This window comes from Kitasatospora sp. NPDC088861 (genome assembly GCF_044750105.1).
Taxonomy (GTDB): domain Bacteria; phylum Actinomycetota; class Actinomycetes; order Streptomycetales; family Streptomycetaceae; genus Kitasatospora.
In genome coordinates this window covers 110,236-135,254 of record NZ_JBIVJF010000002.1, presented here as the reverse complement: position 1 = coordinate 135,254, position 25,019 = coordinate 110,236, and the positions used below count along the sequence as shown (strand labels likewise).

At 74.1% G+C, this 25,019-nt stretch carries 22 protein-coding genes; 6 read left to right on the top strand and 16 right to left on the bottom strand.

What is annotated here, in order from left to right; genetic code table 11:
- Positions 1 to 23: 23 nt before the first annotated feature.
- The 6 genes from ACIP37_RS04455 to ACIP37_RS04430 all read right to left on the bottom strand — a co-directional run bounded on the left by ACIP37_RS04455 (position 24) and on the right by ACIP37_RS04430 (position 6,398).
- Entirely contained in the window at positions 24 to 944 is a 921-nt protein-coding gene (locus tag ACIP37_RS04455; RefSeq protein ID WP_363579918.1) for a sugar ABC transporter permease, read from the bottom strand.
- Positions 941 to 2,284 carry an extracellular solute-binding protein gene (locus ACIP37_RS04450; RefSeq protein ID WP_363579917.1) on the bottom strand — a complete coding sequence of 448 codons (1,344 nt, stop codon included), beginning with the start codon at positions 2,282 to 2,284 and terminating at the stop codon, positions 941 to 943. The genes ACIP37_RS04455 and ACIP37_RS04450 overlap by 4 nt, the downstream gene beginning before the upstream one ends.
- 205 nt (positions 2,285 to 2,489) lie before the next feature.
- Positions 2,490 to 3,716 (bottom strand): radical SAM protein, encoded by a 1,227-nt coding sequence (locus ACIP37_RS04445; protein ID WP_363579916.1) that lies wholly within the window; start codon positions 3,714 to 3,716, stop codon positions 2,490 to 2,492.
- A 20-nt stretch (positions 3,717 to 3,736) separates the two neighbouring features.
- A complete protein-coding gene (locus tag ACIP37_RS04440; RefSeq protein ID WP_363632717.1) occupies positions 3,737 to 4,471 on the bottom strand; it encodes a hypothetical protein in 735 nt (244 codons plus the stop codon).
- Positions 4,472 to 4,752: 281 nt separating this feature from the next.
- On the bottom strand, positions 4,753 to 5,349 hold the full coding sequence (locus ACIP37_RS04435) for an isochorismatase family protein (RefSeq protein WP_363626198.1): 597 nt from the start codon (positions 5,347 to 5,349) through the stop codon (positions 4,753 to 4,755).
- 110 nt (positions 5,350 to 5,459) lie between these two features.
- Complete coding sequence (locus tag ACIP37_RS04430) at positions 5,460 to 6,398, bottom strand: MerR family transcriptional regulator (protein WP_400843287.1); 939 nt, start codon at positions 6,396 to 6,398, stop codon at positions 5,460 to 5,462.
- 63 nt (positions 6,399 to 6,461) lie between these two features.
- On the opposite strand from ACIP37_RS04430, the gene ACIP37_RS04425 reads away from it, so the two are divergent.
- On the top strand, positions 6,462 to 7,223 hold the full coding sequence (locus tag ACIP37_RS04425) for a maleylpyruvate isomerase family mycothiol-dependent enzyme (protein ID WP_400843284.1): 762 nt from the start codon (positions 6,462 to 6,464) through the stop codon (positions 7,221 to 7,223).
- A gap of 56 nt (positions 7,224 to 7,279) precedes the next feature.
- Here ACIP37_RS04425 and lysA read toward each other — a convergent pair whose 3' ends face one another.
- Together lysA and ACIP37_RS04415 are read right to left on the bottom strand one after the other, a co-directional pair.
- On the bottom strand, positions 7,280 to 8,671 hold the full coding sequence (gene lysA / locus ACIP37_RS04420; protein WP_363579911.1) for a diaminopimelate decarboxylase: 1,392 nt from the start codon (positions 8,669 to 8,671) through the stop codon (positions 7,280 to 7,282).
- 50 nt (positions 8,672 to 8,721) lie between these two features.
- A complete protein-coding gene (locus ACIP37_RS04415; RefSeq protein ID WP_400843281.1) occupies positions 8,722 to 8,916 on the bottom strand; it encodes a hypothetical protein in 195 nt (64 codons plus the stop codon).
- 379 nt (positions 8,917 to 9,295) lie between these two features.
- Between ACIP37_RS04415 and kdpB the strand changes: the two genes are divergently transcribed.
- Positions 9,296 to 11,530 carry a potassium-transporting ATPase subunit KdpB gene (gene kdpB / locus ACIP37_RS04410; RefSeq protein WP_400330107.1) on the top strand — a complete coding sequence of 745 codons (2,235 nt, stop codon included), beginning with the start codon at positions 9,296 to 9,298 and terminating at the stop codon, positions 11,528 to 11,530.
- Positions 11,531 to 11,699: 169 nt separating this feature from the next.
- A complete protein-coding gene (locus tag ACIP37_RS04405) occupies positions 11,700 to 12,188 on the top strand; it encodes a universal stress protein (RefSeq protein ID WP_063346559.1) in 489 nt (162 codons plus the stop codon).
- Between the two features lie 76 nt (positions 12,189 to 12,264).
- Here the strand turns inward: ACIP37_RS04405 and ACIP37_RS04400 are convergent, their stop codons facing one another.
- A complete protein-coding gene (locus ACIP37_RS04400) occupies positions 12,265 to 13,776 on the bottom strand; it encodes an ABC transporter ATP-binding protein (RefSeq protein WP_400803379.1) in 1,512 nt (503 codons plus the stop codon).
- A gap of 178 nt (positions 13,777 to 13,954) precedes the next feature.
- Positions 13,955 to 15,142: an alpha/beta hydrolase gene (locus tag ACIP37_RS04395; protein WP_400803382.1), complete on the bottom strand. Its 1,188-nt coding sequence runs from the start codon at positions 15,140 to 15,142 to the stop codon at positions 13,955 to 13,957.
- Positions 15,143 to 15,741: 599 nt separating this feature from the next.
- Here ACIP37_RS04395 and ACIP37_RS04390 point away from each other — a divergent pair.
- On the top strand, positions 15,742 to 16,194 hold the full coding sequence (locus tag ACIP37_RS04390) for a hypothetical protein (protein ID WP_363579906.1): 453 nt from the start codon (positions 15,742 to 15,744) through the stop codon (positions 16,192 to 16,194).
- 10 nt (positions 16,195 to 16,204) lie between these two features.
- On the opposite strand, the gene ACIP37_RS04385 is transcribed toward ACIP37_RS04390, so the two are convergent.
- The 4 genes from ACIP37_RS04385 to ACIP37_RS04370 all read right to left on the bottom strand — a co-directional run bounded on the left by ACIP37_RS04385 (position 16,205) and on the right by ACIP37_RS04370 (position 19,864).
- Positions 16,205 to 16,834 carry a hypothetical protein gene (locus ACIP37_RS04385; protein WP_363579905.1) on the bottom strand — a complete coding sequence of 210 codons (630 nt, stop codon included), beginning with the start codon at positions 16,832 to 16,834 and terminating at the stop codon, positions 16,205 to 16,207.
- A 134-nt stretch (positions 16,835 to 16,968) separates the two neighbouring features.
- On the bottom strand, positions 16,969 to 17,295 hold the full coding sequence (locus ACIP37_RS04380) for a cupredoxin domain-containing protein (protein ID WP_400803386.1): 327 nt from the start codon (positions 17,293 to 17,295) through the stop codon (positions 16,969 to 16,971).
- Positions 17,296 to 17,420: 125 nt separating this feature from the next.
- Positions 17,421 to 17,906 (bottom strand): hypothetical protein, encoded by a 486-nt coding sequence (locus ACIP37_RS04375; protein WP_363632705.1) that lies wholly within the window; start codon positions 17,904 to 17,906, stop codon positions 17,421 to 17,423.
- A gap of 335 nt (positions 17,907 to 18,241) precedes the next feature.
- The gene (locus ACIP37_RS04370; RefSeq protein WP_400803389.1) at positions 18,242 to 19,864 is read right to left on the bottom strand and encodes a purple acid phosphatase family protein; all 1,623 of its coding nucleotides are present in this window, start codon (positions 19,862 to 19,864) and stop codon (positions 18,242 to 18,244) included.
- A gap of 253 nt (positions 19,865 to 20,117) precedes the next feature.
- Between ACIP37_RS04370 and ACIP37_RS04365 the strand changes: the two genes are divergently transcribed.
- Complete coding sequence (locus tag ACIP37_RS04365; RefSeq protein WP_400803391.1) at positions 20,118 to 21,236, top strand: NAD-dependent epimerase/dehydratase family protein; 1,119 nt, start codon at positions 20,118 to 20,120, stop codon at positions 21,234 to 21,236.
- Positions 21,237 to 21,275: 39 nt separating this feature from the next.
- The gene (locus ACIP37_RS04360) at positions 21,276 to 22,817 is read left to right on the top strand and encodes an AMP-binding protein (protein ID WP_363579900.1); all 1,542 of its coding nucleotides are present in this window, start codon (positions 21,276 to 21,278) and stop codon (positions 22,815 to 22,817) included.
- Positions 22,818 to 22,873: 56 nt separating this feature from the next.
- On the opposite strand, the gene ACIP37_RS04355 is transcribed toward ACIP37_RS04360, so the two are convergent.
- Together ACIP37_RS04355 and ACIP37_RS04350 are read right to left on the bottom strand one after the other, a co-directional pair.
- Positions 22,874 to 24,046 carry a HAMP domain-containing sensor histidine kinase gene (locus ACIP37_RS04355; protein ID WP_363579899.1) on the bottom strand — a complete coding sequence of 391 codons (1,173 nt, stop codon included), beginning with the start codon at positions 24,044 to 24,046 and terminating at the stop codon, positions 22,874 to 22,876.
- Positions 24,043 to 24,813, bottom strand: a complete 771-nt coding sequence (locus ACIP37_RS04350; RefSeq protein WP_363579935.1) for a response regulator transcription factor — start codon at positions 24,811 to 24,813, stop codon at positions 24,043 to 24,045. The genes ACIP37_RS04355 and ACIP37_RS04350 overlap by 4 nt, the downstream gene beginning before the upstream one ends.
- Between the last annotated feature and the right edge of the window lie 206 nt (positions 24,814 to 25,019).

Below are 25,019 nucleotides of genomic sequence, written 5' to 3'. Positions count from 1 at the left end.
CTTGGAGGTATCGCTTTGGGAGGTCACTTGTCGCGCTCTCCCATCAGGCGCATCTGGACGGCGCCGAGCACCGTCACGAGCAGGGTGAGCGCGTAGGCGACGGCGGAGGCGTAGCCGAAGTCGTAGTACCGGAAGCCGTTCTGGTACAGGTACATGGAGACGGTCAGGGTGGCGTTGTCCGGCCCGCCGCCGGTCAGTACGTACGGCTCGTCGAAGAGCTGGAGCGTTCCGATGGTCGAGAGCACGACCGTGAACAGCAGCACCGGGCGCAGCGCGGGGACGGTGACGGAGGTGAAGCGGCGGATCGGTCCGGCGCCGTCGACCATCGCGGCCTCGTACAACTCCCTAGGAATGGACTGGAGTCCGGCGAGGTAGATGACGGCGTTGTATCCGGTGTAGTGCCAGGTGAGCACCACGACGACGGCCGCCCGGGCCCAGACGGGCTGGCCCAGCCAGTCGACGGAGGGCAGGCCGACGGCGTTCAGCACCCAGTTGACCGCACCGTCGTCGGTCTTGAGCAGGTAGGCGAAGATCACGCCGGTGGCGACCAGGCCGGTGACCGAGGGCATGAAGACGCCGAGACGCCACACCGTGCGCCAGCGCACCACCGCGGAGTTGATGCCGACGGCCATCAGCAGGGCCAGTCCGAGCATCAGCGGGACCTGCATGACGAGGATCTCGCCGGTGTTGGACAGGGCCGTCCAGAACAGCGGGTCGTCCAGCAGGCGCCGGTAGTTGGCGAGGCCTGCGTCGCGGGTGGCGGCGCCGGAGCCGGTGGTGAAGGAGAGCAGCAGCGACTCGACGACCGGGTAGGCCTTGAACACGCCGAAGGTCAGCAGGGCGGGCGCGAGCAGCAGGTACGGTACGGCGGCGCGCCGCCGGCGGGACCGGCGCCGCGCTGCGGACCTCCTGGAGAGGGCGGCGGGCGGGCTGGCGGCACTCATGCGATACCGCGCCCGGTCTGCTGGGCGAGCTGCTTGGCGGCGTCCTGGAGGACGGCGGCCGGGTCGGCGCCCTTGAGGAGGACCTTGACCTGGGCGTCGCTGACGAGCTTGAGGGCGCGGGCGTAGTCACCGGAGTAGTTGGTGGGGTAGCCGCCCTCGGTGGCGAGGTCGGCGAAGGTCCTGAGCACCGGCTGCCCGCCGTAGTAGGCGCTCGGCGCGGCGTACAGCGGGTCGGTGTAGGCCTCGGTGAGGGCCGGGAAGACGCCGCCCGCGTTGAACATGGCGTTCACCGAGGCCGGGCGGGTGACCGTGTACTCGACGAACTTCCAGGCGGCGCGGCGGCGCGGGCTGGAGGCGGCGACGGCCAGGTGGGTGGAGTTGACCAGGGCGGTGCGCTTGCCGCCGGGGGTGACCGCCGGGGGCTTGGTGAGACGCCAGTTGCCGCTCTGGTCGGGGATCTTCTTCTCCAGGTAGTGCGCGACCCAGGCGGGCATCGCGGCCACCGCGAGCTTGCCGGCCTTCATCACGGGCGGCCAGCTCTGGACGCCGGGGGTGTCGCCGATCAGCCCGGCCTCGTCCAGCCGCTTGACGATGGTCAGGGCGCGCACGGCCGCCTCCGAGCCGACGGTGATCTTGCCCTGGAGGTCGAAGTAGAAGGCGCCCTGGAGCTGCATCAGGGCCTGGACGAAGTCCAGGTCGGGGGTGGGGTTGGCGGCCCTGTTGATGCCGATCAGGGCGACGCCGGGGTTGGCGGCCTTGAAACGGTCGGCCACGGCGAGCAGGTCGTCCCAGGTGGCGAAGGACTCGGGGTCGATGCCCGCCTTGTCGAAGTAGTCCTTGCGGTAGAAGAAGCCGAGCGGGTTGACCTCCCAGGGCAGTGCGTAGGCGTGGCCGTCCTTGCCGCTGACGACGGGCCACAGGCCCTTGGCGAACTTGTCCTTGTGCGCGTCGGCGCCGAGCGCGGAGAGGTCGGCCAGGCCGCCGGGGAACTTCTCCTGGTATCCGGGCAGGTAGTCGCAGCCGATGTGCAGCACGTCGCCGAGGCCTTGGCCGCCGGCCGCCAGGCCGACGGTGATCTTGTCCCAGATGGCCGGTTCGCCGATGTCCTGGACGTCGACCGTGATCCCCGGGTTGTCCTTCTGGAAGGCCGGGACGATCCCGCGCAGGGCTTCGGCGGCCGTGGCCCAGGACCAGACGGTGATGTTGCCGGTGTCGGCGTCCCCGCCCGAGGCGCCCCCGGAGCCGGAGTCGCCGCAGGCTGCGAGCGTGCCGCCGGCGGTCAGGGCCAGCAGGCCCGCTCCTGAGGCTCGGAGCAGATCACGACGGGAAAGGTGTGACATTGCATTCCTCTCTGAGGGGTGGCGAGGAAGGGTTTGAGGCAGGAAGGGCGAGGCAAGGGGAGGGAGCTTGAAGGGTTTTGAACGTTCAAATACACAAAACAAACCAGAACCAAACAGGTTCGAACGAGCGGGTCACAGCAAACGCCCACCCTCCCCGCGCCGTCAAGACCTGGGCGCGGAGAGGGTGGGCTCCGAAACCGTTCTGTTATCCCAGGACCGCGTCCGGAGCGCCGAACACGGTTCCCGGGGTGACCGGGATCCCCCGCGCCATGGCCTCGAAGTCCAGGATCGGATGGGTCAGGATCTCCTCGACCTCGTCGGTCAGGAGGTTGCCCAGGATGAACTCCTCCTCCGCGCCCGACCCGAAGGTGACCACCTGCCCGCTCGACTGGATCATCCAGTTCAGCAGCTCCCGCTCGCTGCTCTCCGCGAGGTGGATCTCCCGGCCGGGGTGGTCGCGCCGGATCCCGTCGACGACCGCGCGGACCTCCTCCACCGCCACGCCGAGCCTGCGCACCGTGGCCGGCGAGGCCCGCCGGCCCCACCACTGGAAGATCACCCACTGGGCGACCGACGGGTGGGACAGCACCTCCGCGGCGAGCTCCGGCAGCTGGTGGAGGTTCTCGGCACTCGCCACGGTGTGCACCCGCACCCGGTCGAAGCCCTCGGCGTCGCACAGGGCCAGGGACTCCAGCAGCGCGTCGAGGAGCCTGTCGTCCGGGCTCCGGCGGAAGGCGCGCTGCACCTCCGGCGTGACGGCGTCCAGTGGCAGCCGCAGCGAGGACAGGCCGTGGAGCCGGGAGAGCTTCTCGGCGGTGAGCGTGTAGCCGGTGGTGTCGAGGCCGACCTTGAGACCACTGGCGATGGCGTGGTCAACCACGTCGAAGACCGGCGGCCACAGCAGCGGGTCACCTCCGGCCAGGACCAGGTCGGTGGTCCCGTGCGCGGCCAGCTTCCCGACGATCCGCCTGGCCTGGTCGAGGTCGATCTGCTCCGCCGCGAACGGGTTGTAGCAGCCCTGGCAGGACATCGGACAGCGGTTGTTGATCGACCAGTTGACCCGCCGGACGCGGCGGCCGGTACGCGGCTGGTCGGCCCTGCTGCGGATCCCGGCCACCAGCCGGGCCAGGCGGACGGCCTGCGGGAGGGTGGAGCCGGCGAGCAGTTCCCCGGCCCGTTCGACGCCGGCCGCGGTGGCGTTGTTCTGGAGCAGGAGGAAGGCCAGGCGCCACCGCATGGCCTCGTCCCCCGGGTCCTGGCCCAGGGCCTGTTCGACCCGCTCGGTCAGGGCGCCGAGGTAGCCGGGGGTGAAGTTGGCGGGTTCCAGGCGCCGTTGGAACGCGTCGGCTATCGACCCGCGCGCCAGGGCCCGGTCGTAGCCGGCCCGCAACGGGTGCGGGGGCAGGATCTCCACGTGCTGCCGGGTGGGCATTCGGTGTTCTCCGGTACGGGTCAGTTCGGGGCGGACGGCAGCATGACGACCATCGAGTCGGCGGACGACAGGCCCATGCCCTCGACGAAGACCGCGTCGCGGACGAGCTGCGCGATGGCGGGGTGGGTGGGGGCGGCGAGGTAGCGGGCGGTGGATTCGAGCGGGGTGATGTCGTGCTTGGCGATCAAGGTGCGCAGCGAGCCCGGCAGGTCGTCGAGGCCCTCGCGGATGTCCTCCAGGTCGAACCGGTCGGCCAGCCGCATCGCCGCCCTGCGGGCCTTGGCGAGGTTGGTCGTCGGGTCCAGGATGGTCGCCTTGGCCAGGTAGTAGGGGACGGGCTGCATCATCCAGGCCAGCGCCTCGCCCGGGTCGTCCTCGTCGTGGCCGGAGTGGTCGAAGGCCTCCGACCCGAGCCCGAGGCCGTCGCAGAACCACTCGGGCCGCATGCTGATCCGGTAGTGGGCGTGACCGGCCAGCCGGAACGCCGGGAGCATGGCTATGACGGACGTCGTCTCGATCCGGAACGTGTCGGAGATCCGCCGCATCGTCCGCCCCAGCACGGCCCGGACCTCCGGCACGTCGGCCCCGTCGGCCACGACGTGGATCAGGTCGAGGTTGGAGACGATGTCGCCGGCGGGCCCGGTGCGGTGCTCGCCTCGGGCCAACGAGCCGGTCGCCGCCACTGACATGTCGGTCACGTCCGCGAACTCGCGGGCCAGCTCCTGGAACAGCAGGGGGACGTCTTCGGCTCTCACGCGCTTCCTCGGGTGTCGGCTACGGAGGTGGAGTCGACGCCCTCTCTTCCAATGCCGCTCACATCATGGAGAGTTGGCGTTCAGATGGGCACCCTAACAGCGACCCGCCACAAATGGTCGTGTTTGCACCACATATCTCACACACCACAGCTGACGGACCGACACAAGCGGTCTCAACCAGTCACTCAAGTGCCGCCCGCGACACGTGGATCGGGTGGGCATCGAGACATCTGAACCACACCTGCGCGAGAAGTCGGCCGGGCCGACTTCTCGCGCAAACCTCATCCGGCCAGCACGACCGGCGTGCCCGTCAGGTCCACGCCCGCCTGCCGGAGTTCGCCGAGGGCGGTGACCGTGGTGTCGGTGGCCACGCCCGCCGTGTAGTCCAGCAGCACCCTGGTCGCGAACCCGGCCTTCACGGCGTCCAGCGCCGTCGCCTTCACGCAGTGGTCGGTGGCGATCCCGACCACGTCCACCGCGTCCACGCCCTGGCCGCGCAGCCAGTCGGCGAGCCGGGTGCCGTCCGCCGCGAAGCCCTCGAACCCGCTCTTGGACGCCGAGTGCGCGCCCTTGAAGAACACCTCGTCCACCGCGCCCGCGTCGACGGCGGGCGCGAAGGACGGGTGGAACTCGCCGCCCTCGCTGCCGACCACGCAGTGCACCGGGAAGGACTCCCGGAAGTCCGGCCGCGCGGAGAAGTGCGGGCCCGGGTCGATGTGGTGGTCCCGGGTCGCGACCACCCGCGCCCAGCCCTCCCGCTCCGGGCCCTGGACCAGCTCGGCGATCGCCCGGGCCCGGTCGGCGCCCCCGCCGACCGGGACGCTCCCCCCCTCACAGAAGTCCTTCTGCACATCCACCACGATCAGCGCGCGAGCCATCGACCGGCCTTTCCTCGGGGGTACGGATTTCGCGGCCAGCTTGACGCCTTCGAGGTGCGTGGACGAAGCAACCCGGGCTGCCGTTCACCCGGACGGGCCTGGCGCGGCGATCAGCACACCCCGGCGGCGCCGCCAAGGCCCGCAGCGGAGCGTTCGAGGGAGTCGGTCAGCCACAGGTAGGACAGGCCGACGGTGACCGAATCCCCGCTCGCCTCGGCCACGAGCCGCCAGTAGCGGCGCATCCGCGGGTCCCGGTCGACAGCCACGTAAGCCAGCAGGCGGCCCCTGAACTTCGGGGTGTCGCGGTCGCCGCGGACGGCGGCGTGGGCCGCGACGAACCGGTCGAGCGCGGGGCCCGCCCGGGGCTGCTCACCCGCCCGCACCAGGGGCTGGGCCAGCGCGCACGCCTCGCCGATCCCGCTCACCAACTCGTCCTCGTCGGCGATCAGCGCGGCGCCGGCCCGCGCCCTGGCCAGCAGGCCGCGGCTCAGTTCCCGGTCACCGGCCAGGGCGAACAGTTCGGCGAACGCGACCACCTGCGGCGGGGTCGGGTCGGCGGGCGGCTCGGGTACGGCGATCGCCACGAACGCGGTGAGCATCGCCTCCGACACCGGGGCGGCCATCGCGCGCCTCCAGAAGCCGATCAGCGCGTCACGGGCGGCTCCCCCGCCCTCCATCGCGGCCAGCAGCTCCAGCCTGGCGGCCCGGTCGGCCGGTCCGGCCTCCTCGACAGCGCGCAGCGAGGCCCGCCGCCAGGCCAGGTCCGCGAGCCGCACGTCGAGCGCGGCCCGCTCGGCCGCGACGACCTCGGCCACGGAACGCTCTCTGGCGAGCACCTGCCTGACCGAGGGCAGCCCGAGCCCGAGCCTGCGCAGCCGTCTGACCAGGCCCAGCCGCTCCACGGCCACGTGGTCGAACCTGCGGTGCCCGCCCGTGCTGCGCACCGAGTCGACGATGCCCTCGTCGCAGTAGAAGCGGATGGTCCGCACCGGCACGCCGGTCAGCCGGGCCAGCTCGCCGATCCCCAACGTCTCATCGAGCAAAGGCACTTGAACCTCCACCGGACTGGAGTTCCTACCGTACCCAGGTAACCCCGAGAGAGGAGCGCCGTCATGACATCAACACTGGACACCGCACGGCTCGTGGAGGGACTGCGGGAGCAGAGCGCGAGGACAGGCCGCGCGGTCGCCGGAAGGGACCCGGACACCCCGGTGCCCACCTGCCCGCAGTGGCCGCTGCGCACCCTCGTCGGGCACGTCGGCCAGGAGCACCGGTGGGCGGCCGAACTCGTGCGCACGCGCGAGCAGTTGCCCGCCCCCGACCCGTGGCAGGCCGATCCCGGCGCCCCGGACGGGTGGGCTCGGTGGCTGCGCGAGGGCGCGGAGGACCTGGTCCGCGCGGTCCAGGAGACCGGCGCGGACACCGAGTTGCCCACGTTCTTCGGGCCACGGCCGGCGGCGTTCTGGCTCCGCAGGCAGCTGAGCGACACCTGCGTCCATCACTACGACGCGGCGTCGGCGACGGGCACCGCGTTCGAGATCGCCGACGACCTCGCGGCCGACGTGATCAGCGAGAACCTCGACCTGCTGTGCACGCCGGCCTTCGAGTCGGTCAGGCCGGCGGTCGCCGAGCTGCGCGGCCGGGGCGAGCGGGTCGGGTTCCGGCCGAGGTCCACGGAGGGCTGGGTGGTCACCAGGGCGCCCGAGGCGCTGCGGTGGGAGCGCGGGCGGGTCGAGGCCGACGTGGTGGTGTCGGGCGCGGTGGCGGACCTCATGCTGGTGCTCTCCCGCCGCCTCCCACCGCAGGACGACCGGGTGACGGTGACGGGCGACCGCGCTTTGCTGGACCACTGGCTGACCCACACGGCCTTCTAGCTACCAGAGCTGCGAGAGAAGTCGGCGGGGCCGACTTCTCACGCAACGGTATTCGGCTACCGGCCGACCTCGCGGAGGCGGAAGTCCTCGACCGTCTCCCGGCGGATCAGCAGGCGGGCCCGGCCGTCCTTGACGGCGGCCACCGCCGGGCGGCCGACCAGGTTGTAGCCGGAGGCCATCGACAACTGGTACGCCCCGGCCGCCGGGACGGCCAGCAGGTCCCCCGCACGCAGGTCGGCGGGCAGCACGGCGTCACGGACCAGCACGTCGCCGGCCTCGCAGTGCCGGCCCACCACGTCCACCCGGGCCGCGCCCGCCTCCGAACGGCGGCCCACCAGGCGGACGCTGTACGGCGATCCGTACAGCGCCGGGCGCGGGTTGTCGCTCATCCCGCCGTCCACGGCGGCGAAGCAGTGGCCGTCCGCGGTGTGCTTCACCGACAGCACCCGGTACACGGCGACGGCGGCCGGGCCGGCCAGCGCGCGGCCGGGCTCGACGATCAGCCGCGGCACCTCCAGGCCCGCCTCGGCGCAGCGCACCGCCAGCCGGTCGGTCACCCGGACGGCGAAGTCGGCGACGTCGAACTCGGCGTCCCCCGGCAGGTAGCGGATGCCGTGGCCGCCGCCGAGGTCCAGTTCGGGCAGTTCCACGCCGTGCTGCTCCCGGATCTCCGCGAGCAGCCGCACCAGCGCGTCCACCGCCTGGAGGTAGGGCTCGACCTCGGTGATCTGCGAGCCCAGGTGGCAGTGCAGGCCGGCCAGTTCGAGCCCGGGCTGGTCGAGCACCCGGGCGATCGCGTCGGCCGCGTCGCCGCCCTCGATCGGGAAGCCGAACTTCTGCCCGCCCACTCCCGTCTGGACCGCCGTGTGGTGCCCGGCGGCGATCCCCGGGACGACCCGGACGAGTACCCGCTGCGGGGTGTCGGCGGCCACCAGGGCGGCCAGCCGGGCGATCTCCGCCGGTCCGTCGATCACGATCCGCCCGACCCGCAGCCGCCGGGCCAGCCGCAGTTCCTCCGGGGACTTGGCGTTGCCGTGCAGCAGGATCCGCTGCGCCGGGAAGCCGGCCGAGGCGGCCAGCCACAGCTCGCCGGAGGAGCAGACGTCCAGGCCCAGGCCCTCCTCGGCCACCCAGTCGGCCATCGCGCTGCACAGGAACGCCTTGGCGGCGTACAGCACCTCGGCGTGCGGCAGCGCCCGCCGGTACGCCCGGGCGCGGTTGCGCACCTCGGCCTCGTCCAGGACGTACAGCGGGGTGCCGAACCGCTCGGCCGCCTCCGCCAGCCCCACCCCGCCGACCAGCACGTCGCCGCCGGGGCCGGGCCGCGCCGAGGCCGGCCAGGGGCCGCCGAGCGCGTCGACGGCCGGGGCGTCGGGGCGGGCGGTGGAGGTGCCGGTGGAGGGGGCGGGGACGGCGGAGGGGACGGACGGGGCGGTCAGCTGCGTCATGGCGGTACTCCTACGGGGCGGGGCGGGGTTGCGGCACGCGGTGGGCGGGGTCAGTCCTCGAACTGCATCGCGATCCGGCAGTGCGCCGGGCGGCCGCGGTCGCGGCCGACCGTGGGCGCGGGCGCCGGTTCGGGCGGCTCGGGGCTGTCCTGAAGCTCCTGCCGGTCCTGCCGGACACCGGCGGGCACCAGGCGGACCAGGCGGCGCGGCGACTGGTCGACGGCGGTGACGATCGTGCTGCTCACGGAAGGCTCCTCGGGCTCGGGCGGGCCACCGTGGTGCGGCCCTCGGTTCCAGTGGATGCCCACCGAACGCCGATCGCACCGGGCCTTGACGCGTGGCCTACGCTCCGCCGTGCGTCCTTGACGCCTTCCTGACATCCGCCGCCCCGGTCATCACCCGTACGGCCGCACCCGACCCCGAACGTCCGTACGACCGCCCGAATGCCCACCCGGTCCGGATGTCAGGGAGCCGTCAAGGACGGCCGCCCGCACGCCAAGCCCGCGTCAAGAGGCGCGTGGCGGGCGCGGATCCGGTGGTGGGCTGGCCGCCGTCCCCGCCGCCACCGAGTCCGCCGCCCCGTTGCCCCGCAGCCCGGGGCGGCCCGGAAGGTCTTCCGAGACGATGCGCCGTTCGGCCCTCACTCCCCCGGACACCACCACGCCCCGAACCGACTGGTTCCGCCGCCCGGAGGGCGTCCGCGAGCAACCCCCGCACGACCGACCGGACGACCGGCCGCACCAACCGCAGCACCACCCGAGCCACCACCCGAGCCACCGGCCGACCGGCCCGGACGGCGGCCGCCGCCGGCTCATCACCCGCCGCCAGCTCACCGAGGCCCTGCCCGCCGCCGTCCGCAAGCTCCACCCGCGCACCATGATGCGCAACCCGGTGATGCTCGTGGTGGAGACCGGCTCCGCGCTCACCACGCTCAGCGCGGTGATCCACCCGAGCGTGTTCGCCTGGGTGATCGGCTTCTGGCTCTGGCTGACCGTGCTGTTCGCCAACCTCGCCGAGGCCGTCGCCGAGAGCCGGGGCAAGGCGCAGGCCGAGTCGCTGCGCCGCACCCAGGCCGGGACCACCGCCCGGCGGCTGCTGCACTGGCGGGTCGGCACCCGCGACCACCGCCACGAGGTGATCCCCGCCGAGCAGTTGATGCTGCACGACGTGGTGCTGGTGCCGGCCGGCGAGGTCGTGCCGCAGGACGGCGAGGTGGTCGAGGGGGTGGCCTCCGTCGACGAGTCGGCGATCACCGGGGAGTCCGCGCCGGTGATCCGCGAGTCCGGCGGTGACCGCACCGGCGTCACCGGCGGCACCAGGGTGCTTTCCGACCACCTGGTCGTCCGGGTCACCTCCCGGCCCGGGCAGAGCTTCGTCGACCGCATGATCGCCCTGGTGGAGGGCGCCAACCGGCAGAAGACCCCGAACGAGATCGCGCTCAACATCCTGCTCGCCTCGCTCACCATCGTCTTCCTGCTCTCGGTGGTCTCGCTCCAGCCGATGGCGATCTACGCGCACGCGCCGCAGACCACCGTGGTGCTGGTCGCCCTGATGGTCGCGCTCATCCCGACCACCATCGGCGCACTGCTGTCCGCGATCGGCATCGCCGGGATGGACCGGCTGGTCCAGCGCAACGTCGTCGCCCTCTCCGGCCGGGCCGTCGAGGCCGCCGGGGACGTCGACGTGCTGCTGCTCGACAAGACCGGCACCATCACCCACGGCAACCGCCGGGCTGTCGCACTGCACCCGCTGCCCGGCGCGAGCACCGAACAGCTCGCCGAGGCCGCCCAGTTGGCCTCCGTCGCGGACGAGACCCCCGAGGGGCGCTCGCTCGTCGAACTGACGAACCGTCAGTACTGGGTGCCGCCCCGCGCCCCCGGCGAACTCGGCGAGCAGCGGCCCGTCCCGTTCACCGCACACAGCCGGATGAGCGGCGTCGACCTGACCTGGCCCGACGGGACGAACTGCCTGATCCGCAAGGGCGCCGCCGGCGCCGTCGCCCGCTGGGTGGTGGAGTCCGGCGGGCGGATGCCGATGGAGGCCAAGCCGCTGGTGGACCGGATCGCCGAGGCCGGCGGCACCCCGCTGCTGGTCGCCGTCCACGACCGGCACGGCGCCCGCGCGCTGGGCGTGGTCGAACTCAAGGACGTGGTGAAGGAGGGCATCGCCGAGCGCTTCGCCGAGCTGCGCAGGATGGGCATCCGCACCGTCATGGTCACCGGCGACAACCCGCTCACCGCCCGCGCCATCGCCGCCGAGGCCGGGGTGGACGACTTCCTCGCCGAGGCCACCCCCGAGGACAAGCTCGCCCACCTGCGCCGCGAGCAGGCCGCCGGGAACATGGTCGCGATGACCGGCGACGGCACCAACGACGCCCCCGCGCTCGCCCAGGCCGACGTCGGGGTCGCGATGAACTCCGGCACCCCGGCCGCCAAGGAGGCCGGCAACATGGTCGACCTCGACTCCAACCCGGCGAAGCTGATCGACATCATCCGGGTCGGCAAGCAACTCCTCATCACCCGCGGTGCGTTGACCACCTTCTCGATCACCAACGACGTGGCCAAGTTCTTCGCGATCATCCCCGCGATGTTCGCGAACGCCTACCCCGGGCTGCACCACCTCAACATCATGGAACTGCACAGCCCGACCTCGGCGATCGCCTCCGCGATCATCTTCAACGCGCTGATCATCGTCGCCCTGATCCCGCTGGCCCTGCGCGGCGTCCGCTACCAGCCCGCCTCCGCCACCGACCTGCTCCGCCGCAACCTGCGGGTGTACGGGCTGGGCGGGCTGATCCTGCCGTTCCTCGGCATCAAGGCGATCGACCTGCTGATCCAGTTCGTGCCGGGCCTCGGCTGAGCCGCACGGCGCGCCGGAGCTGTCAGAAGGCCGTCAAGAAGTGTGCGACCGGCGTCATGGAGCCATCAGCGGCGGTACGGACGGACCGGTTCCGGGGTTCACTGGAATCATCCGAACCAAGGAGTACGGAACCGGGAGTACCCGACCGGAGAAACGGAGGCGAACGGCCATGACCGGGACCACCCGAGTGATCGTCGGCCTGAGCGGATCACTGAGCAGTCTGGCCGCCCTCTACCACGCCGTCGGCGAGGCGGCCCGCAGCGAGGCCGTGCTGGTGCCGGTGGCCGCGTGGAACGCGGGCGAACGCGACGGCCTGCGCCCGCTGTCCGAACTGGAGCACGCCGCCCGGCGGCGGCTGGACATCGCCTTCGAGCAGGCCTACGGCGGCTACCCGGCCGGGCTGGTCATCCACCCGCTGGTGGTCAAGGCCGAGCCCGGGCCGGCCCTGGTCGGCGCCGTCACCGGGCCGGAGGACCTGCTGGTCCTCGGCGCCGCCACCCGCCGACGGTTCGACCGGCTGCGGCACGGCTCGGTGGCCCGGCACTGCCGCCACCGCGCGGGCTGCCGGGTGGTCGAGGTGTCGCCCTCCGCGCTGCTGACCCGGCTCGAACTCCCCGCCCGCACCGGGGCACCGCTCCCGCTGCTGGGGCGCGCCTAGCTGGGGCGCGTCCCCCGGATCTCGCCGGACAGGCCCTGACAGCAGCTCCCCCGAACCCGCCCGCCGGCTCGACGCGTCACCTCACCCACGCCGAGCCGGCGGGCGCCATCGCGCCCGGGCCCGCCGCTCCAGGGCCCCTGGTCCGGGCCCGCCCCGGCGCCTCCCCCAACTGCACCACCGCATCCGCGTGTTCGCGCACCAGCGGTAGGTCGTGGCTGATCAGCGCCAGCGCCACCCCGCGCTCGGCGCGCAGCCGGCCCAGCAGGGTCACGATGCCCGCGGCCGTGTCGGCGTCCAGCCCGGAGGTCACCTCGTCGCACAGCAGGACGTCCGGCTCGGCCGCCAACGCCCGGGCGATGGCGACGCGTTGACGCTGGCCGCCGGACAGCTCGGGCGGGTGCCGGGCGGCCAGGTCGGCGGGAAGGCCGACGGCGGCCAGCAGTTCGGCGACCCGGCCGGGGCACTGCTCGTGCGGGGTCGTGTGGTGCAGCCTCAGCGGACGGGTGAGGGTGGCGCCGACCGTCCGGGCCGGGTTGAGCGCGCCGAGCGGGTTCTGCGGGACGAGTTGGACGCGGCGGCGCTGCTCGCGGGTGCGGGCGTGGTGCGAGCCGGCCAGCGGGGCGCCGTCCAGGGTGAGGGTGCCGCCGGTGGACGGGTGGAGCCCGGCGAGGACCCGGACGAGGGTGGTCTTGCCCGCGCCGGAGGGGCCGATGATGCCGGTGCAGCTGCCGGGCGCGAGGTGCAGGTCGACCCCGGTGAGGATCCGGCGCCGCCCGCGCCCGTACCCGACGTGAGCTTCGACGCCGAGCGCGGCCAGCCCGACGGCGGTGCGCGCCGCGACCGGTCCGGACGTACGGCCGGCCCCGGTCCGGATGGGGCCGCCGCCCGCCCCGGGGCGGGCCGGGGCGAGGACGAGCACCTCGTCGGCGCAGCGGGCGACGAAGGCGGCGTCGTGGCTGGCGAGCGCGACGGCGATGCCGTGCCGGCGGGCGAGTTCGCGCAGCAGGTCGGCGATCTCGTCCCGCAGGGCGGGGTCCAGGCCGGCGCCGGGTTCGTCGAGGAGCAGCAGGTCGGGGCGGCGGGCGAGGGCCCGGGAGAGGGCCACGCGGCGCTGCTGACCGCCGGCGGGGGCACCTGGGAGGGCGAGGGCGCCGGGGAGGCGGCGTTCGAGCCGCTGGTCGGCGGGCAGTCGGACCCGGGCGAGCAGGTCGCCCACGGCTTCGGGGCCGCGGTCGGCGGCGGCCCCGGCGGGCAGTCCGGCGACCCGCGTCCGGGGGTTGAGGCCCGAACCCTGGTCCTGGCCGAGGAAGGCGAGCCGGTGACGGCGCAACCGGCGCAGCGCTTCGGGAGCGAGGGAGAGGACGTCCTGGCCGAGGACGGTGACCAGCCCGGTGGCCCGGGCGCCCGGGGGCAGGGCTCCGGCGAGGGCGTGCAGCAGGGTGGTCTTGCCCGCGCCCGGGGGGCCGGTGACGGCGTGCACACGTCCGGGGCGCAGATCGAGGCTGACCGGGGCGAGCAGCGGGGTGCCGTCCGCGAGGGCGATGGCGAGCCGGTCGACCCGGGCGGTCGGGTTCTCGGTCACAGTCATTCCGCGCGTCCTCACCCCCGAACCGAAAGCACTTAGGTTTGCCTATCCTGAAGTTGAGCCCCCGGCAACCCTCCTGCCACACAATGGCTCAGGAGTGACCACCCCGCCGACGTTCTCGGCCGCCGTCCGGCCGTCGGCACCAGAACGTGCCCGGCGCGTGCCCGCCGCGCGGCTGGTGTCACTGCGGGTCGTGCAGGTGGTCGCTCAACCAGGTCAGCGACGGCGGGAGCAGCCTGGTCCAGGTGGTGAAGTTGTGCCCGCCGGTCTCCACGGTGGCCTGGGCGACCACCAGCGGCGGGCGGGCGGCCGCGGCGAAGGCCACGGAGTCGGCGTAGCCGTGGCCGTCCTCCTTGCTGTCGGCGAGGAGCACGGCCAGGGCGGGCATCGGCAGGTGGGCCAGGCGCCAGTTCAGGTCGGCCTCGTCGCGCCGCTGCCGGCTGCCGCCGAAGAGGTCGCCGGTGGTCACGTCCTCGGCGGCCTTGAAGTAGCCGGACAGCGAGACCGCCACCGGGAAGGTCTCCGGGTGGACCATGCCGAGCTTGACGGCGCAGTAGCCCCCGGTGGAGTCGCCGATCACGCCGAGGCTGCCGGTGCCGTCGAGCACCCGGTAGGAGGCCCGCAGGTCGGCCGGCACGTCGGTGGTGAAGTAGCGCTGGGCCTGCGGGCCGTTCGGGACGTCCTCGCACTCGCTGTCGCGCGGCATCGACGGCGAGGGGCGCACCAGCACCAGGACGGTCGGCTTCATCACCCCCCGGCGCAGCAGGTCGAGTTCGTACGCCGGGTAGCGCAGCTTGGTGACCAGGTTGGCGGCGTCCCCCGGGAAGCCGGTCATCACCAGGGCCGCCGGGAAGTGCCGGGTCTCGGCGCCGGGCCGGAAGTACTGCGGCGGCAGGTAGACGTACCCGTCGGTGCTGAGCCCGGTGGTGCCGCCGGGCAGCCGCACCCGGTCGAGCCGCCCGATGGTGGCCGGGCCGCGGTCGGCCCCGTCCGCGCCGGTGATCTCGGCGGTGCCGAGCACCTGCACCCCGGCGGGCACCTCGGCCGGGGTGCCGCCGGGGGTGCCGCCAGGCCCTCCGGACGGAACGACGGTCGGGCTGGCAGACGGGCCGCCCGCCTGGATGACGCCCGCCCCGCGGTCGCGCCCGAACAGGTCGGACCAACTGCTGTAGAACACGAAGTCGTCGTTGACGGCGAGCCCGAGGGTGGCCAGCAGCGCGAACTGGGTGACGGCGATCGTCCCGAGCCGCAGGAACACCGCGGGCCAGCTGCGGACGGCCAGCCGGGGCCAGACCCAGAGCGTGCCGAGCACCGTGCACACCGCGAACAGCGCCGCCAGCGCCAGCAGCTTGTGACTGGTGAGTCCCATCCGGCCTCCCTGGGCGCGTCCGACGGCGCGACCCAGGGTAACCAGGGCGGGACCGAACGTCACTCCCTCCGGTCGGCCACCGTGTTCAGATCCATGTCGCTCCATCGCCCCCGGCCGGTCCCGTTCCTTCGGTACGGCGATTGAAGCGGCGGCGACCGGCCGGGCGCGAGTGGGCCCGCACATCAGCCGCACCCGGCCCCACCTGGTCGATCGTCCAACGGCGTGCTCTCCCACCGGCGCCAACTTCGACAAGGGTGTCGAAGTTGGCGTGAGGGCCGGGCTATGCTGTCCCGAAGTCCGAGGATGACCCCCCCTTGCCCCGTCGACGAACGCACCAGCATGGCGCGCCCGACCGGAAGGAGGCGAGACGCATGGACAGCAGCAGTGCGGGCCGCACCACCCGCCCCCACCCCCGCACGCCCCGGTCCGCCTCCGGCAGACGGTGAGCACGGTCGAGACGGTGAACACGCCCGTCGTACGGACTTCCTGACGCAACGTCAAGTCTTCTTGGCGCCACGTCCCACACGTCGGCCCTGCCGCCACCGCCGTCCGCGGCCCCTTCGCCCGCCCCGGTCTCCCCCGCCGAGGAGAGGTATCCCATGACGACGTCCCGGCCCTACCCGCGCCCCGCCGAAGCCGCGGTGCTGCTCACCGTCCTCGCCCTGCTCGTCGCCGAGGAACTCGCCCTCGGCCTGGCCGAGGAGGAGGACCGCCCGGTCATCAACGCCGTCCTGATCGGCGCCTCCGGCTCCGGCCTCCTGGCGGTCGGCGCGGTGCTGCTCGGACGCTGGCTCGACACCCGCCGCCCACTCCCGTTACCCCCGCCCGGCCCCAACGGCCGCGAGTACAGCGCCCGCGCCCTCGAAGACTTCCCGATGGACGCCGTGCGCCCACTCCTCCTCGCCCACCAGGCCCCGCAGCTGGGCCAGTTGTACTCCGCCTGGATGCTCGCCCGGGCCGGCCGCCCGGCCCCGTGGATCGCCCGCCGACTCGGCATCCCGCTCGACGCCGCCCACCTCCTCGTCGACGCCGCCCGCACCCGCCACGACTGAGCCGACGGCGTCAGCGGCGCCGGCCGGGCGCCCCCGCGCCCGCCTGCGCCAGCAGGAACGGCACCAGGCCGCGCTCCGCCAGCGCCGACCGCCAGGCGTCCCGCGCCAGCCCCAGCTCCCCCAGCACGCCGGCCTCCCCGCCGGACTCCGCCGACCTCGACCGCGAGGCCGCGCCCAGCAGTCCCAGTCCGCCCACCAGCAGGCTCAGCGCGGCCACCCCGGCCGCCACCCACCCGGCGCCGACCAGCGCGTGCCCCAGCACCTCGGCGTCGTCCGCCAGCCCCAGCGCGTACCCGAGCAGCAGGAAGATCGCGGCGGCCACCCCGGCGACGATCGGCACGATCACCCCCAGCACCCCCCACCACCCGGACACCCGCTGCCGCCCCGGCTCGTCCACCGGCAGCCGCGCCACCGCGTCCTGGTCCGCCCGCAGCGCCGCGTACCGCTCGTACTCGGGCGCCGCCGCCGCCAGCACGAACTCCGCGTTCTCCCGGGCGCTCCGCCGCAACCGCTCCACCCCCGGCCCCTCGTCCCCCACCGCCCGCAGGGCCGCCCGCACCTGCGACCCGGCCAGCGCCCTCCCCAGTTCCGTCTCGAAGTCGGCCCGATCCTGCTGCGGCAGTCGAAGCGGCCTGTCCATGCCGTGCCCCCGTTCACTGTTCTCCTAGTTCTACAGAACTGTAGAACATGGCGGCGGATAGCAGCAGCCCCGTTCACCTGTGGGCTTGCGATTCAGGAGCGGCCGGCACCCGCGCGGCCGACGGACCGGTCGGCTCAGGACACCGTCAGGATCCCCCGCATGAAGTGGTGCAGGGTGCACAGGTACGAGGAGGCGCCCGGCCGGGCCGGCGCGGTGAAGGTCGCGGACGTGCCCGGGGCGATGGTGCCGGTGTCGAAACTGCGGTCCTGGGCGGTGAGGGTGTGGTCGACGGTGTCGGCGTTGCGGACCGTGACGACGGCGCCCGGGCGGACGGTGAAGTCGGCCGGCTCGAACGCGAAGTCCCTGATGGCCACCGCCCCCGGGGCGGGAGCGGTGGCCGAGGACGTCGAGGCGGCCGGGGTCGCCGAAACGGACCCGGTCGGCCCCGGGCCCGAGGTCACGCCCGAGGTCGCTCCCGAGGTCACGCCTGAGTCCGGGCCTGAGTCCGGGCCGCCCACGCGGACGGAGCAGGCGGCGAGGGCGGCGCCGAGGAGCACGGCGGCCACGGCCCGGGCCCGCGGACGCATCAGGAGCCGAAGAGCGGGACCCGCCGGGCGTCGGAGGACGCGGGCGGGGTGGCGCCGAGGTCGGAGACCGTGGCGATCAGGACGGCGTCCGCGCCCGGGATCCAGTTGACCGTCTTGGACTGGACGACGAGCTGCCGCTGCCGCGCCGTGCCGTCGCAGATCACGTCCGCCTCGGCCGTCCGGCTGGAGCCGAAGGCCATCGAGGAGGTGTCCTCCGGGTCCCGCTGCTCGACCGAGACGGTGAGCGACCGGGCCTCCTCCGCGACCCCGCAGACGTACTCGACGTCGACCCGGACCCGGCCGGGCACCTTCGGGTCGATCCGGGCCTCACCGAGAGTGACGCCCGTGGGGGCCGCGTCCCCGTCCCGCACCCGGGCCGGGGCGGCCACCGAAGCCGCGGCCGGCGCCGGGTCGGCGGCCAGGGCGGGTGCCGTGAGCCCGCCGAGGGCCGTGGTGAGGGCCGTCACAATGATCCACCGCTGCACTGCCAACCTCCCATAACTGAAACCGTGTTGCGGCCGACGCTAACCGCCCCGCCAGTGGCCCGCGCGCCGAGGCGGGGACCCGTCGCACGGACAGCCCAGCCACGGCGGCGACCCGCCGTCACCAACGGCCCAGCGCGGCGGTGACCCGGCATCACCACCGGCCCAACCCGCCGCCGACCGACCGTCACCACCGGGCCGGGCCGCCGCGACGACCCTCCGTCACCACTCACCCCGCATGGACCGGCGCCCGCTCGGCCGCCGTCCCCGGAACTGTCTGAACGGACGAGGGGCCCGCCGCGCGGTACGCGCGACGGGCCCCTCAGGGACGCGAGGCGTTACCGGCGCCCGGCGCCGACCTCGGAGCCGGTGTTCTCGTCCTCGCCCTGCTCGTCGTTCCGGTCGTCGCTCCGGTCCCGGTCGCCCCAGCCGTCGCTGCGGTCGCGGTACAGGGTGAAGCGGTCGAAGAGCACCGGCGTCGGGAACGGGTTGGCCGCGGTGGCGGACGGGGAGTGGTAGTAGCTGACGGTGATGGTGGTGCGGCCGCCCGGCAGCGGCCCGGGGTCGACGTCGAAGACCGCGACGCCGTAGGGGAAGGCGGTGTCCGGGTCGGTGACCGCGGACCAGTGGGCCTTCTCCTTGGCGTCCGGGTCGGCCTTGAAGGTGAGCCGCTGGGTGCGCACGGAGGCCTGGCGGACGCCGTCCGCGTCGGCGGGCAGGTAGACGTCGTCGTGGCCGGCGGTGCCGCCACCGCCGAGGATCAGGTGGACGGTGCCCTGCGAGGTGTCGATCCGGCGCACGTCGTCGTCGGCGACGGCCGGGGTGAGCAGGCCGCCCGGCTCGGTGCCGCGGACGGGGTGGGTGCGCTCGTAGTCGTGGTCGTGCCCGGCCAGGACGAGGTCGACGCCGTAGCGGTCGAGCAGCGGCAGCAGCTTCTCGCGGATGCCCATGTCACCGCCGTGGCTGGCGGCCGAGGAGGACATCGCGAACTGGTGCAGGTTGACGACGACCCAGTCCACCGCGCGGCCGCGCCGGGCGCGCGCCAGGGTGCGTTCCAGCCAGCGGAGTTGGGCGCCCTCGCTGTAGTCGCTGATGTAGATGGACCGGCCGGTGGCCGGGTCGAGGCTGGCGTCGTCCTCGACAGCGATCTCGTTGCCGTCGAGGCTGACGAACAGCACCGAACCGACCTGGAAGCTGTACCAGTTGCCGCAGTAGTCGCGGGTGCCGTTGTCGGGCAGTTCGAAGCGCGTCAGGTAGGAGGCGTAGCCGAGGTCCCCGCCGCCGGCCTCGACCTCGTGGTTGCCGGGCGCGGGCATCCAGGGCCGGCTGGCGGCCGACTTGGCGAGGTTGTTCATGAACGCGTTCCAGCACTGCGGCTGGCGCTGCGGGTTGTTGTTGGCGTACGCGAGGTCGCCGTTGAGCAGGTGGAACAGCGGCGCGAACTGCTCGACCTGGCGGACGGCGGCGGCGCCGTGGATCGAGGACTTGCTGAACACGTCGTCGCCGGTGCCGAGATCGCCGAAGCTGGTGAAGCGGAACGCGGCCCGGCCACGCGCGGGCGCCGTGCGGAAGGTGCCGCGCACCGGGCCGGAGCCGTCGTGCAGCACCTCGTAGACGTACGTGGTGTCGGGCCGCAGGCCGTCCAGGCGGACGTGGTGGGTGTACGTCTCGACCTTGTTGAGCCCGTCGACGTAGGTGCGGGTCTCGGCGTCCACGGTGTGGCCGGCGCCGCCGCGGGGGGTGCCGATCCGCACCCGGGGGCGGCGCACGCTGGCGGCCGTCGCCCAGGAGACGGTCATCTCGCGGGACGGCTCGTTGCCCCACTGGAGGTGGATCTGCTCCGGTCCGGGGGTGCCCGCCAGGGCCGGCTGCGTCCAGAGGAGGGCGGACGCGGGCAGCGCGGCCAGCGCACCGGCCGCGGTACCCGTCCGAAGGACCGTTCTGCGCGAGGGATGTGACACTGCCGCCTCCAAGGCTCCGGGAAACGCCCTGGAGAGTCCCAGCCGAACCGGGCGCCCGGGCCACCTGCGAAGGTTCTTCCGGCGAACGCCAGTTGAACGCCGGATCGGATCGGGCGGCGATCGACCGTGACACCGGTCAGGCCGGTCACACCGGTTACACCGGCCACGCCGATTACGCCGGGAGGATTACCGATCCCTGACGGCCGGTCCGTCCACGCCCGATCCGCCGCACCGCGCGGCTAGCGTCGGCGGCATGGAGATTCTGGTCACCGGCGGAGCCGGGTTCATCGGGTCGGCCGTGGTCCGCGCACTGGTCGCGGCCGGGCACGGGGTGCGGGTGCTGGACGCGCTGCTGCCCGCCGTCCACCGCTCGGGGCGGGCCCCCGAACTGCCCGGGGGCGTGGCCTTCGAGCAGGGGGACGTCCGGGACGCCGCCGCCGTGCAGCGGGCGCTGGCCGGGGTGGACGCGGTCTGCCACCAGGCGGCGATGGTCGGCCTCGGGCTGGACCTCGACGACGCCCCCGCCTACGCGGGCTGCAACGACCTCGGCACGGCCGTCCTGCTCGCCGCGATGGCCCGCGCCGGGGTCCGCCGGCTCGTCCTGGCCGGCTCGATGGTGGTGTACGGGGAGGGCCGCTACCGCTGCCCCGCGCACGGCGACGTGGCCCCGGGCCCGCGCCGCCCGGCCGACCTGGAGGCCGGGCGCTTCGAGCCGCCCTGCCCGGTCTGCGGCCGCGCCCTGAGCCCCGGCCTGGTCGCCGAGGACGCCCCGGCCGACCCGCGCAGCGTGTACGCGGCCACCAAGCTCGCCCAGGAGCACCTGGCCTCCGTGTGGGCCCGGGCCTGCCAGGGCACCGTCCTGACGCTCCGCTACCACAACGTGTACGGCCCGGGCATGCCGCGCGACACCCCGTACGCGGGGGTCGCCTCGCTGTTCCGCTCGGCGCTGGCCCGGGGCGAGGCCCCCCGGGTGTTCGAGGACGGCAGTCAGCGCCGGGACTTCGTCCACGTCGAGGACGTCGCCGCGGCCAACCTCGCCGCGCTGGAGGCCCTTGCCGCCCGCGCGCCGGGCAGCTCCCGCGCCTACAACGTGGGCAGCGGCGAGGTCCGCACGATCGGCGAGATGGCCGGGGCGCTGGCGGCGGCGTACGGCGGCCCGGCACCGCTGGTGACCGGCGAGTACCGCCTGGGCGACGTCCGGCACATCACCGCCGACTCCTCCCGGCTGCGCGCCGAACTCGGCTGGCGCCCGCAGGTGCCGTTCCCCGCCGGGATGGCCGAGTTCGCGGCGGCACCGCGGTCCGGCGCCACACCTGACGGTCCGTCCGATATCGGCCGGAACTCACCGGTGAAGAGCGGAGGATGGGGCTAGCCTTGCAACATGGTTGCAAACTACAAGGAAGAAGTGGCCATGAACGACCAGGAATTCGTCAGCGCACCCGCCCTGATCCTCCGGTCCCTCTCCGCCGATCCGGAGCGGCGGGCCATCGTCACCGCCGACGGCGTCGAGATCACCGCCGGCGACTTCGCCACCGCCACCTACCGCCTCGCCCACGAGCTCATCGCCCGGGGCGTCACCCGCGGGGACACCGTCACCCTGCTCACCGGCAACACCGCCGAGGCGCTCGGCGCCCGCTACGCCGCGGGCCTCGCAGGTGCGCGGGTGGTCACCCTGTACGACGGCATGAGCACCCCCGTCCTGGCCGAGATCGCGGCGAGCGTCGACACCGCCGTCCTCCTCGTGGACGCCGAACGGTACGCGGAGGCCGCCGAGTTGCTGCCCCTGATCGCCGTGCCGACGGTCCTCCGCCTCGGCCCCGGACCGGATGCGATCGGCGAGGACGTGATCGCCGCCTCCGCCCACCGCCCCGCCGAGCCGCCCGCCGTCCGGATCGGCCCGGACGACGACCTCGGCATCCGCCACACCGGCGGCACCACCGGGGTCCCGAAGGGCATCCTCAGCCTGCACGGCCCCTACCGCGGCGTCTTCGACACCTCGTTCGGCTCCGCCGGCACGGCCGGCGAGGCGCCCCGCTTCCTCGCCGCCACCTCGCTCGCCCACCTCGCCGGGATCTTCTCCGACCTGACGCTCCACCACGGCGGCACGGTGGTCCTCCAGCGCACCTTCGACCCCGGCGAGGTACTGGCCGCCGTCGAGCGCGAGCGCATCACCAGCCTCTGGGTGCTGCCGCCGCTGCTCTACCAGCTGCTCGACCACCCGGCGATCGGCCGCACCGACCTGTCCAGCCTGCGGCAGATCACGTACGGGGGCTGCGCCGCCTCGCCGACCCGGATCCGCGAGGCGCTCAAGGTGTTCGGGCCGGTCCTGGTGGGCGTCTACGGGATGTCCGAGGCGCAGCTGATCTCCTTCCTCACCCCGGAGGGGCACGACCGGATCGCGCAGGGCGGCCAGGTCTCGGTCGGCCGCCCCCTCCCGGGCGTCGAGGTGGTGATCCGGTCCGCCGACGGCACCGAGCTGCCCACGGGGGAGCAGGGCGAGGTCCACGTCCGATCGGCCGGACTCATGGCCGGGTACTGGAAGCGGCCCGACCTGACCGCCGAGGTGCTGCGCGACGGCTGGCTGAACACCGGCGACGTCGGCTACTTCGACGCGGACGGCTGCCTCTACCTGGCCGACCGGGTCAAGGACCTGATCATCGTGGTCGGCGGGCACGTCTACCCGTCCGAGGTGGAGGACCTCCTCCTCACCCACCCGGCGATCGCCCGCTGCGCGGTCTTCGGCGTGCGCGACGCGCAGGAGGCGGAGCACGTCCACGTCGCCGTCGTTCCCGCTCCGGGGCAGCAGCCCGAGTTGGCGGACGTCCAGGCGTTCGTCACGGCCCGCAAGGGGCGGATCTACGCGCCGGAGGCCCTGCACCTCGTGGACGAGATCCCGCTGACGTCGGTCGGCAAGCCGGACAAGAAGCGGCTGCGCGAGGCCGTGGCCGAGTAGGCCGAGCGGGCCGAGCGCGCCGCGCGTCCGAAGGGCGGACCCCAGGACCTGCCTCGTCATTCCCGCCGGGCGCGCGGCGCGGGCAGGGCGATCTCGAAGCAGCAGCCCCCGGCGACGTTGCGCACCTCCGCGCGCCCGGCGTGCGCCTCGACGATGCCGCGCACGATGGCGAGCCCGAGCCCGGCACCGCTCTCGCCGGGCTCGCCGGCGGCCCGGCCGTCGTCGCGGCGGGGCGTGCGGGCGGAGCCGCCGCGCCAGCCCGTCTCGAACACCCGGGGCAGGTCCTGTTCCGGGATGCCGCCGCAGCCGTCGGTCACCGACAGCACCACCTCGTCGGCCTCCCGCCGGGCGGCGACGGCCACCACGCCGTCCGCGGGGGTCGAGCGGATCGCGTTGACCAGCAGGTTGCCGAGCACCCGGGTGATCTCCCCGCTGTCCACCTCGACCGGCTCGGCCGCCGCCGGCTCGTCGGCCACCTGCCGCCCCTCCAGCCGGACGCCGCGCCGCCGGGCCAGCGGGTACGCCCCGGCGAGCGCGTCGTCCACCAGGTCGTACACCGAGACCCGGGTGAGCGAGAGGGCGAGCGCGCCCGCCTGGATCCGGGAGAGCTCGAACAGGTCGTCCACCATGCCGGTGAGCCGTTCGACCTCGGTGCCGATCCGCACCAGGTAGCGGTCGGGGTCCTCAGCGACGCCGTCCTCCAGCGCCTCGGCCATCGCCCGCAGGCCGGCCAGCGGGGTGCGCAGGTCGTGCGAGATCCACGCGACCAGCTCCCGGCGGGAGTGTTCCAGGGCCTGCTCGCGCGCCCGGGACTCCGCCAGCCGGGCGCTGGTGGCAGCCAACTCCGCGCTCAGCGCGGCGAGTTCCGCGCCGAGCGGGTGCGCGGGCGCGGTGAACCCGGCGTCACTGCCGACCGTCCGGACGGCCTCGGTCAGCGCCCGGCTACCGGCCACCACCTGACGGCCGAGCAGCGCGGCGGTGAGCAGCGAGACGACGGCGGCCATGCCGAGCACCGTGATGACCACGCCGAGGTCGTGGGTGGACAGGAACATCGCCTGCGCCACGGCGAACGTCCCGGACGTCACCGCGAGGACGGTCACGACCGCCACGCAGAACAGGGACAGGGCGACGGAGCGGCGGCGCAGCAGCCGGATCGCCGCCCAGCCGAGCAGGCCGGCCCCGCCCGCGCCGAGGGCGGCGAACAGGGCGATCAGCAGCAGGTCCTTCACGCCGCACCGCCCTGCGGGTGGTGCGGCATGTCGTGAGCCGGGTCATGGGGAGCCGGGCCGTGGGGCGCCGGGTCGTAGCGGTAGCCGACGCCCCAGACGGTGCTGATCAGGGCGGGCGCGGCCGGGTCGTCCTCGATCTTCTCGCGCAGCCGCCGGACGTGGACGGTGACGGTGGAGAGGTCGCCGAAGTCCCAGCCCCACACCCGCCGCATCAGGCTCTGCCGGGAGAACACCGTGCCGGGGTGCCGGAGCAGGAACGCCAGCAGGTCGAACTCCCGCAGGGTGAGGGCGAGTTCACGCGCACCCCGGTGGGCGCGGCGGGCCTTCGGGTCGAGCGTGACGTCCCCCGAGCGCAGCACCCCGTCGCCCGGCCCGCCGCCCGTCCCCTCGGCGGCCCCGCTCCCCGCCCGGGCGCGGCGCAGCACCGACTGCACCCGCAGCACCAGTTCGCGCGGGCTGAACGGCTTGGTGACGTAGTCGTCCGCGCCCAGCTCCAGGCCGAGGATGCGGTCCGCCTCGTCGCCCTTGGCAGTGAGCAGCACCACCGGCAGCGCGGCGCCCCCGGCGGAGGCCCGCAGCCGGCGCAGCACCTCCAGCCCGTCGAGGCCGGGCAGCATGAGGTCCAGCACCAGCAGGTCGGGGCGGGTGCGCTCGGCGAGGTCCAGGCCCAGCGCACCGTCGGCGGCCCGGTCCACGTGGTGCCCGGCGCGGGTGAGGTAGCCGGCGACGACCTCGGCCACGGTCGGGTCGTCGTCGATCACCAGGATGTGCGAGGTGTCGTTCACCTCGCCGAGGATAGGAGGCCTCGGCGGCGGGCGCGGGCGGAAGCGGGCCCGCGTTCGCGTTCCGTAAGATCCGCCGCCCGCACCTCGCCCGACCCGGACCAGCCCAACCCGATGCGACCCAGCCCAGCCCAGCCCGATGCGGCCCGGGCCGATCCGCCGGACGGGTCAGCCGCCGGGGCGTCCGACTT

Excerpts from the sequence above, each read along its gene's own strand:
- ACIP37_RS04455 (WP_363579918.1), bottom strand. The coding sequence starts at position 944 with ATGAGTGCCGCCAGCCCGCCCGCCGCCCTCTCCAGGAGGTCCGCAGCG.
- ACIP37_RS04365 (WP_400803391.1), top strand. The coding sequence starts at position 20,118 with ATGGAGATTCTGGTCACCGGCGGAGCCGGGTTCATCGGGTCGGCCGTG.
- ACIP37_RS04450 (WP_363579917.1), bottom strand. The coding sequence starts at position 2,284 with ATGTCACACCTTTCCCGTCGTGATCTGCTCCGAGCCTCAGGAGCGGGC.
- lysA (WP_363579911.1), bottom strand. The coding sequence starts at position 8,671 with ATGACGCAGCTGACCGCCCCGTCCGTCCCCTCCGCCGTCCCCGCCCCC.
- kdpB (WP_400330107.1), top strand. The coding sequence starts at position 9,296 with ATGCGCCGTTCGGCCCTCACTCCCCCGGACACCACCACGCCCCGAACC.
- ACIP37_RS04435 (WP_363626198.1), bottom strand. The coding sequence starts at position 5,349 with ATGGCTCGCGCGCTGATCGTGGTGGATGTGCAGAAGGACTTCTGTGAG.
- ACIP37_RS04445 (WP_363579916.1), bottom strand. The coding sequence starts at position 3,716 with ATGCCCACCCGGCAGCACGTGGAGATCCTGCCCCCGCACCCGTTGCGG.
- ACIP37_RS04360 (WP_363579900.1), top strand. The coding sequence starts at position 21,276 with ATGAACGACCAGGAATTCGTCAGCGCACCCGCCCTGATCCTCCGGTCC.
- ACIP37_RS04390 (WP_363579906.1), top strand. The coding sequence starts at position 15,742 with ATGACGACGTCCCGGCCCTACCCGCGCCCCGCCGAAGCCGCGGTGCTG.
- ACIP37_RS04405 (WP_063346559.1), top strand. The coding sequence starts at position 11,700 with ATGACCGGGACCACCCGAGTGATCGTCGGCCTGAGCGGATCACTGAGC.
- ACIP37_RS04395 (WP_400803382.1), bottom strand. The coding sequence starts at position 15,142 with ATGGGACTCACCAGTCACAAGCTGCTGGCGCTGGCGGCGCTGTTCGCG.
- ACIP37_RS04400 (WP_400803379.1), bottom strand. The coding sequence starts at position 13,776 with ATGACTGTGACCGAGAACCCGACCGCCCGGGTCGACCGGCTCGCCATC.
- ACIP37_RS04385 (WP_363579905.1), bottom strand. The coding sequence starts at position 16,834 with ATGGACAGGCCGCTTCGACTGCCGCAGCAGGATCGGGCCGACTTCGAG.
- ACIP37_RS04425 (WP_400843284.1), top strand. The coding sequence starts at position 6,462 with ATGACATCAACACTGGACACCGCACGGCTCGTGGAGGGACTGCGGGAG.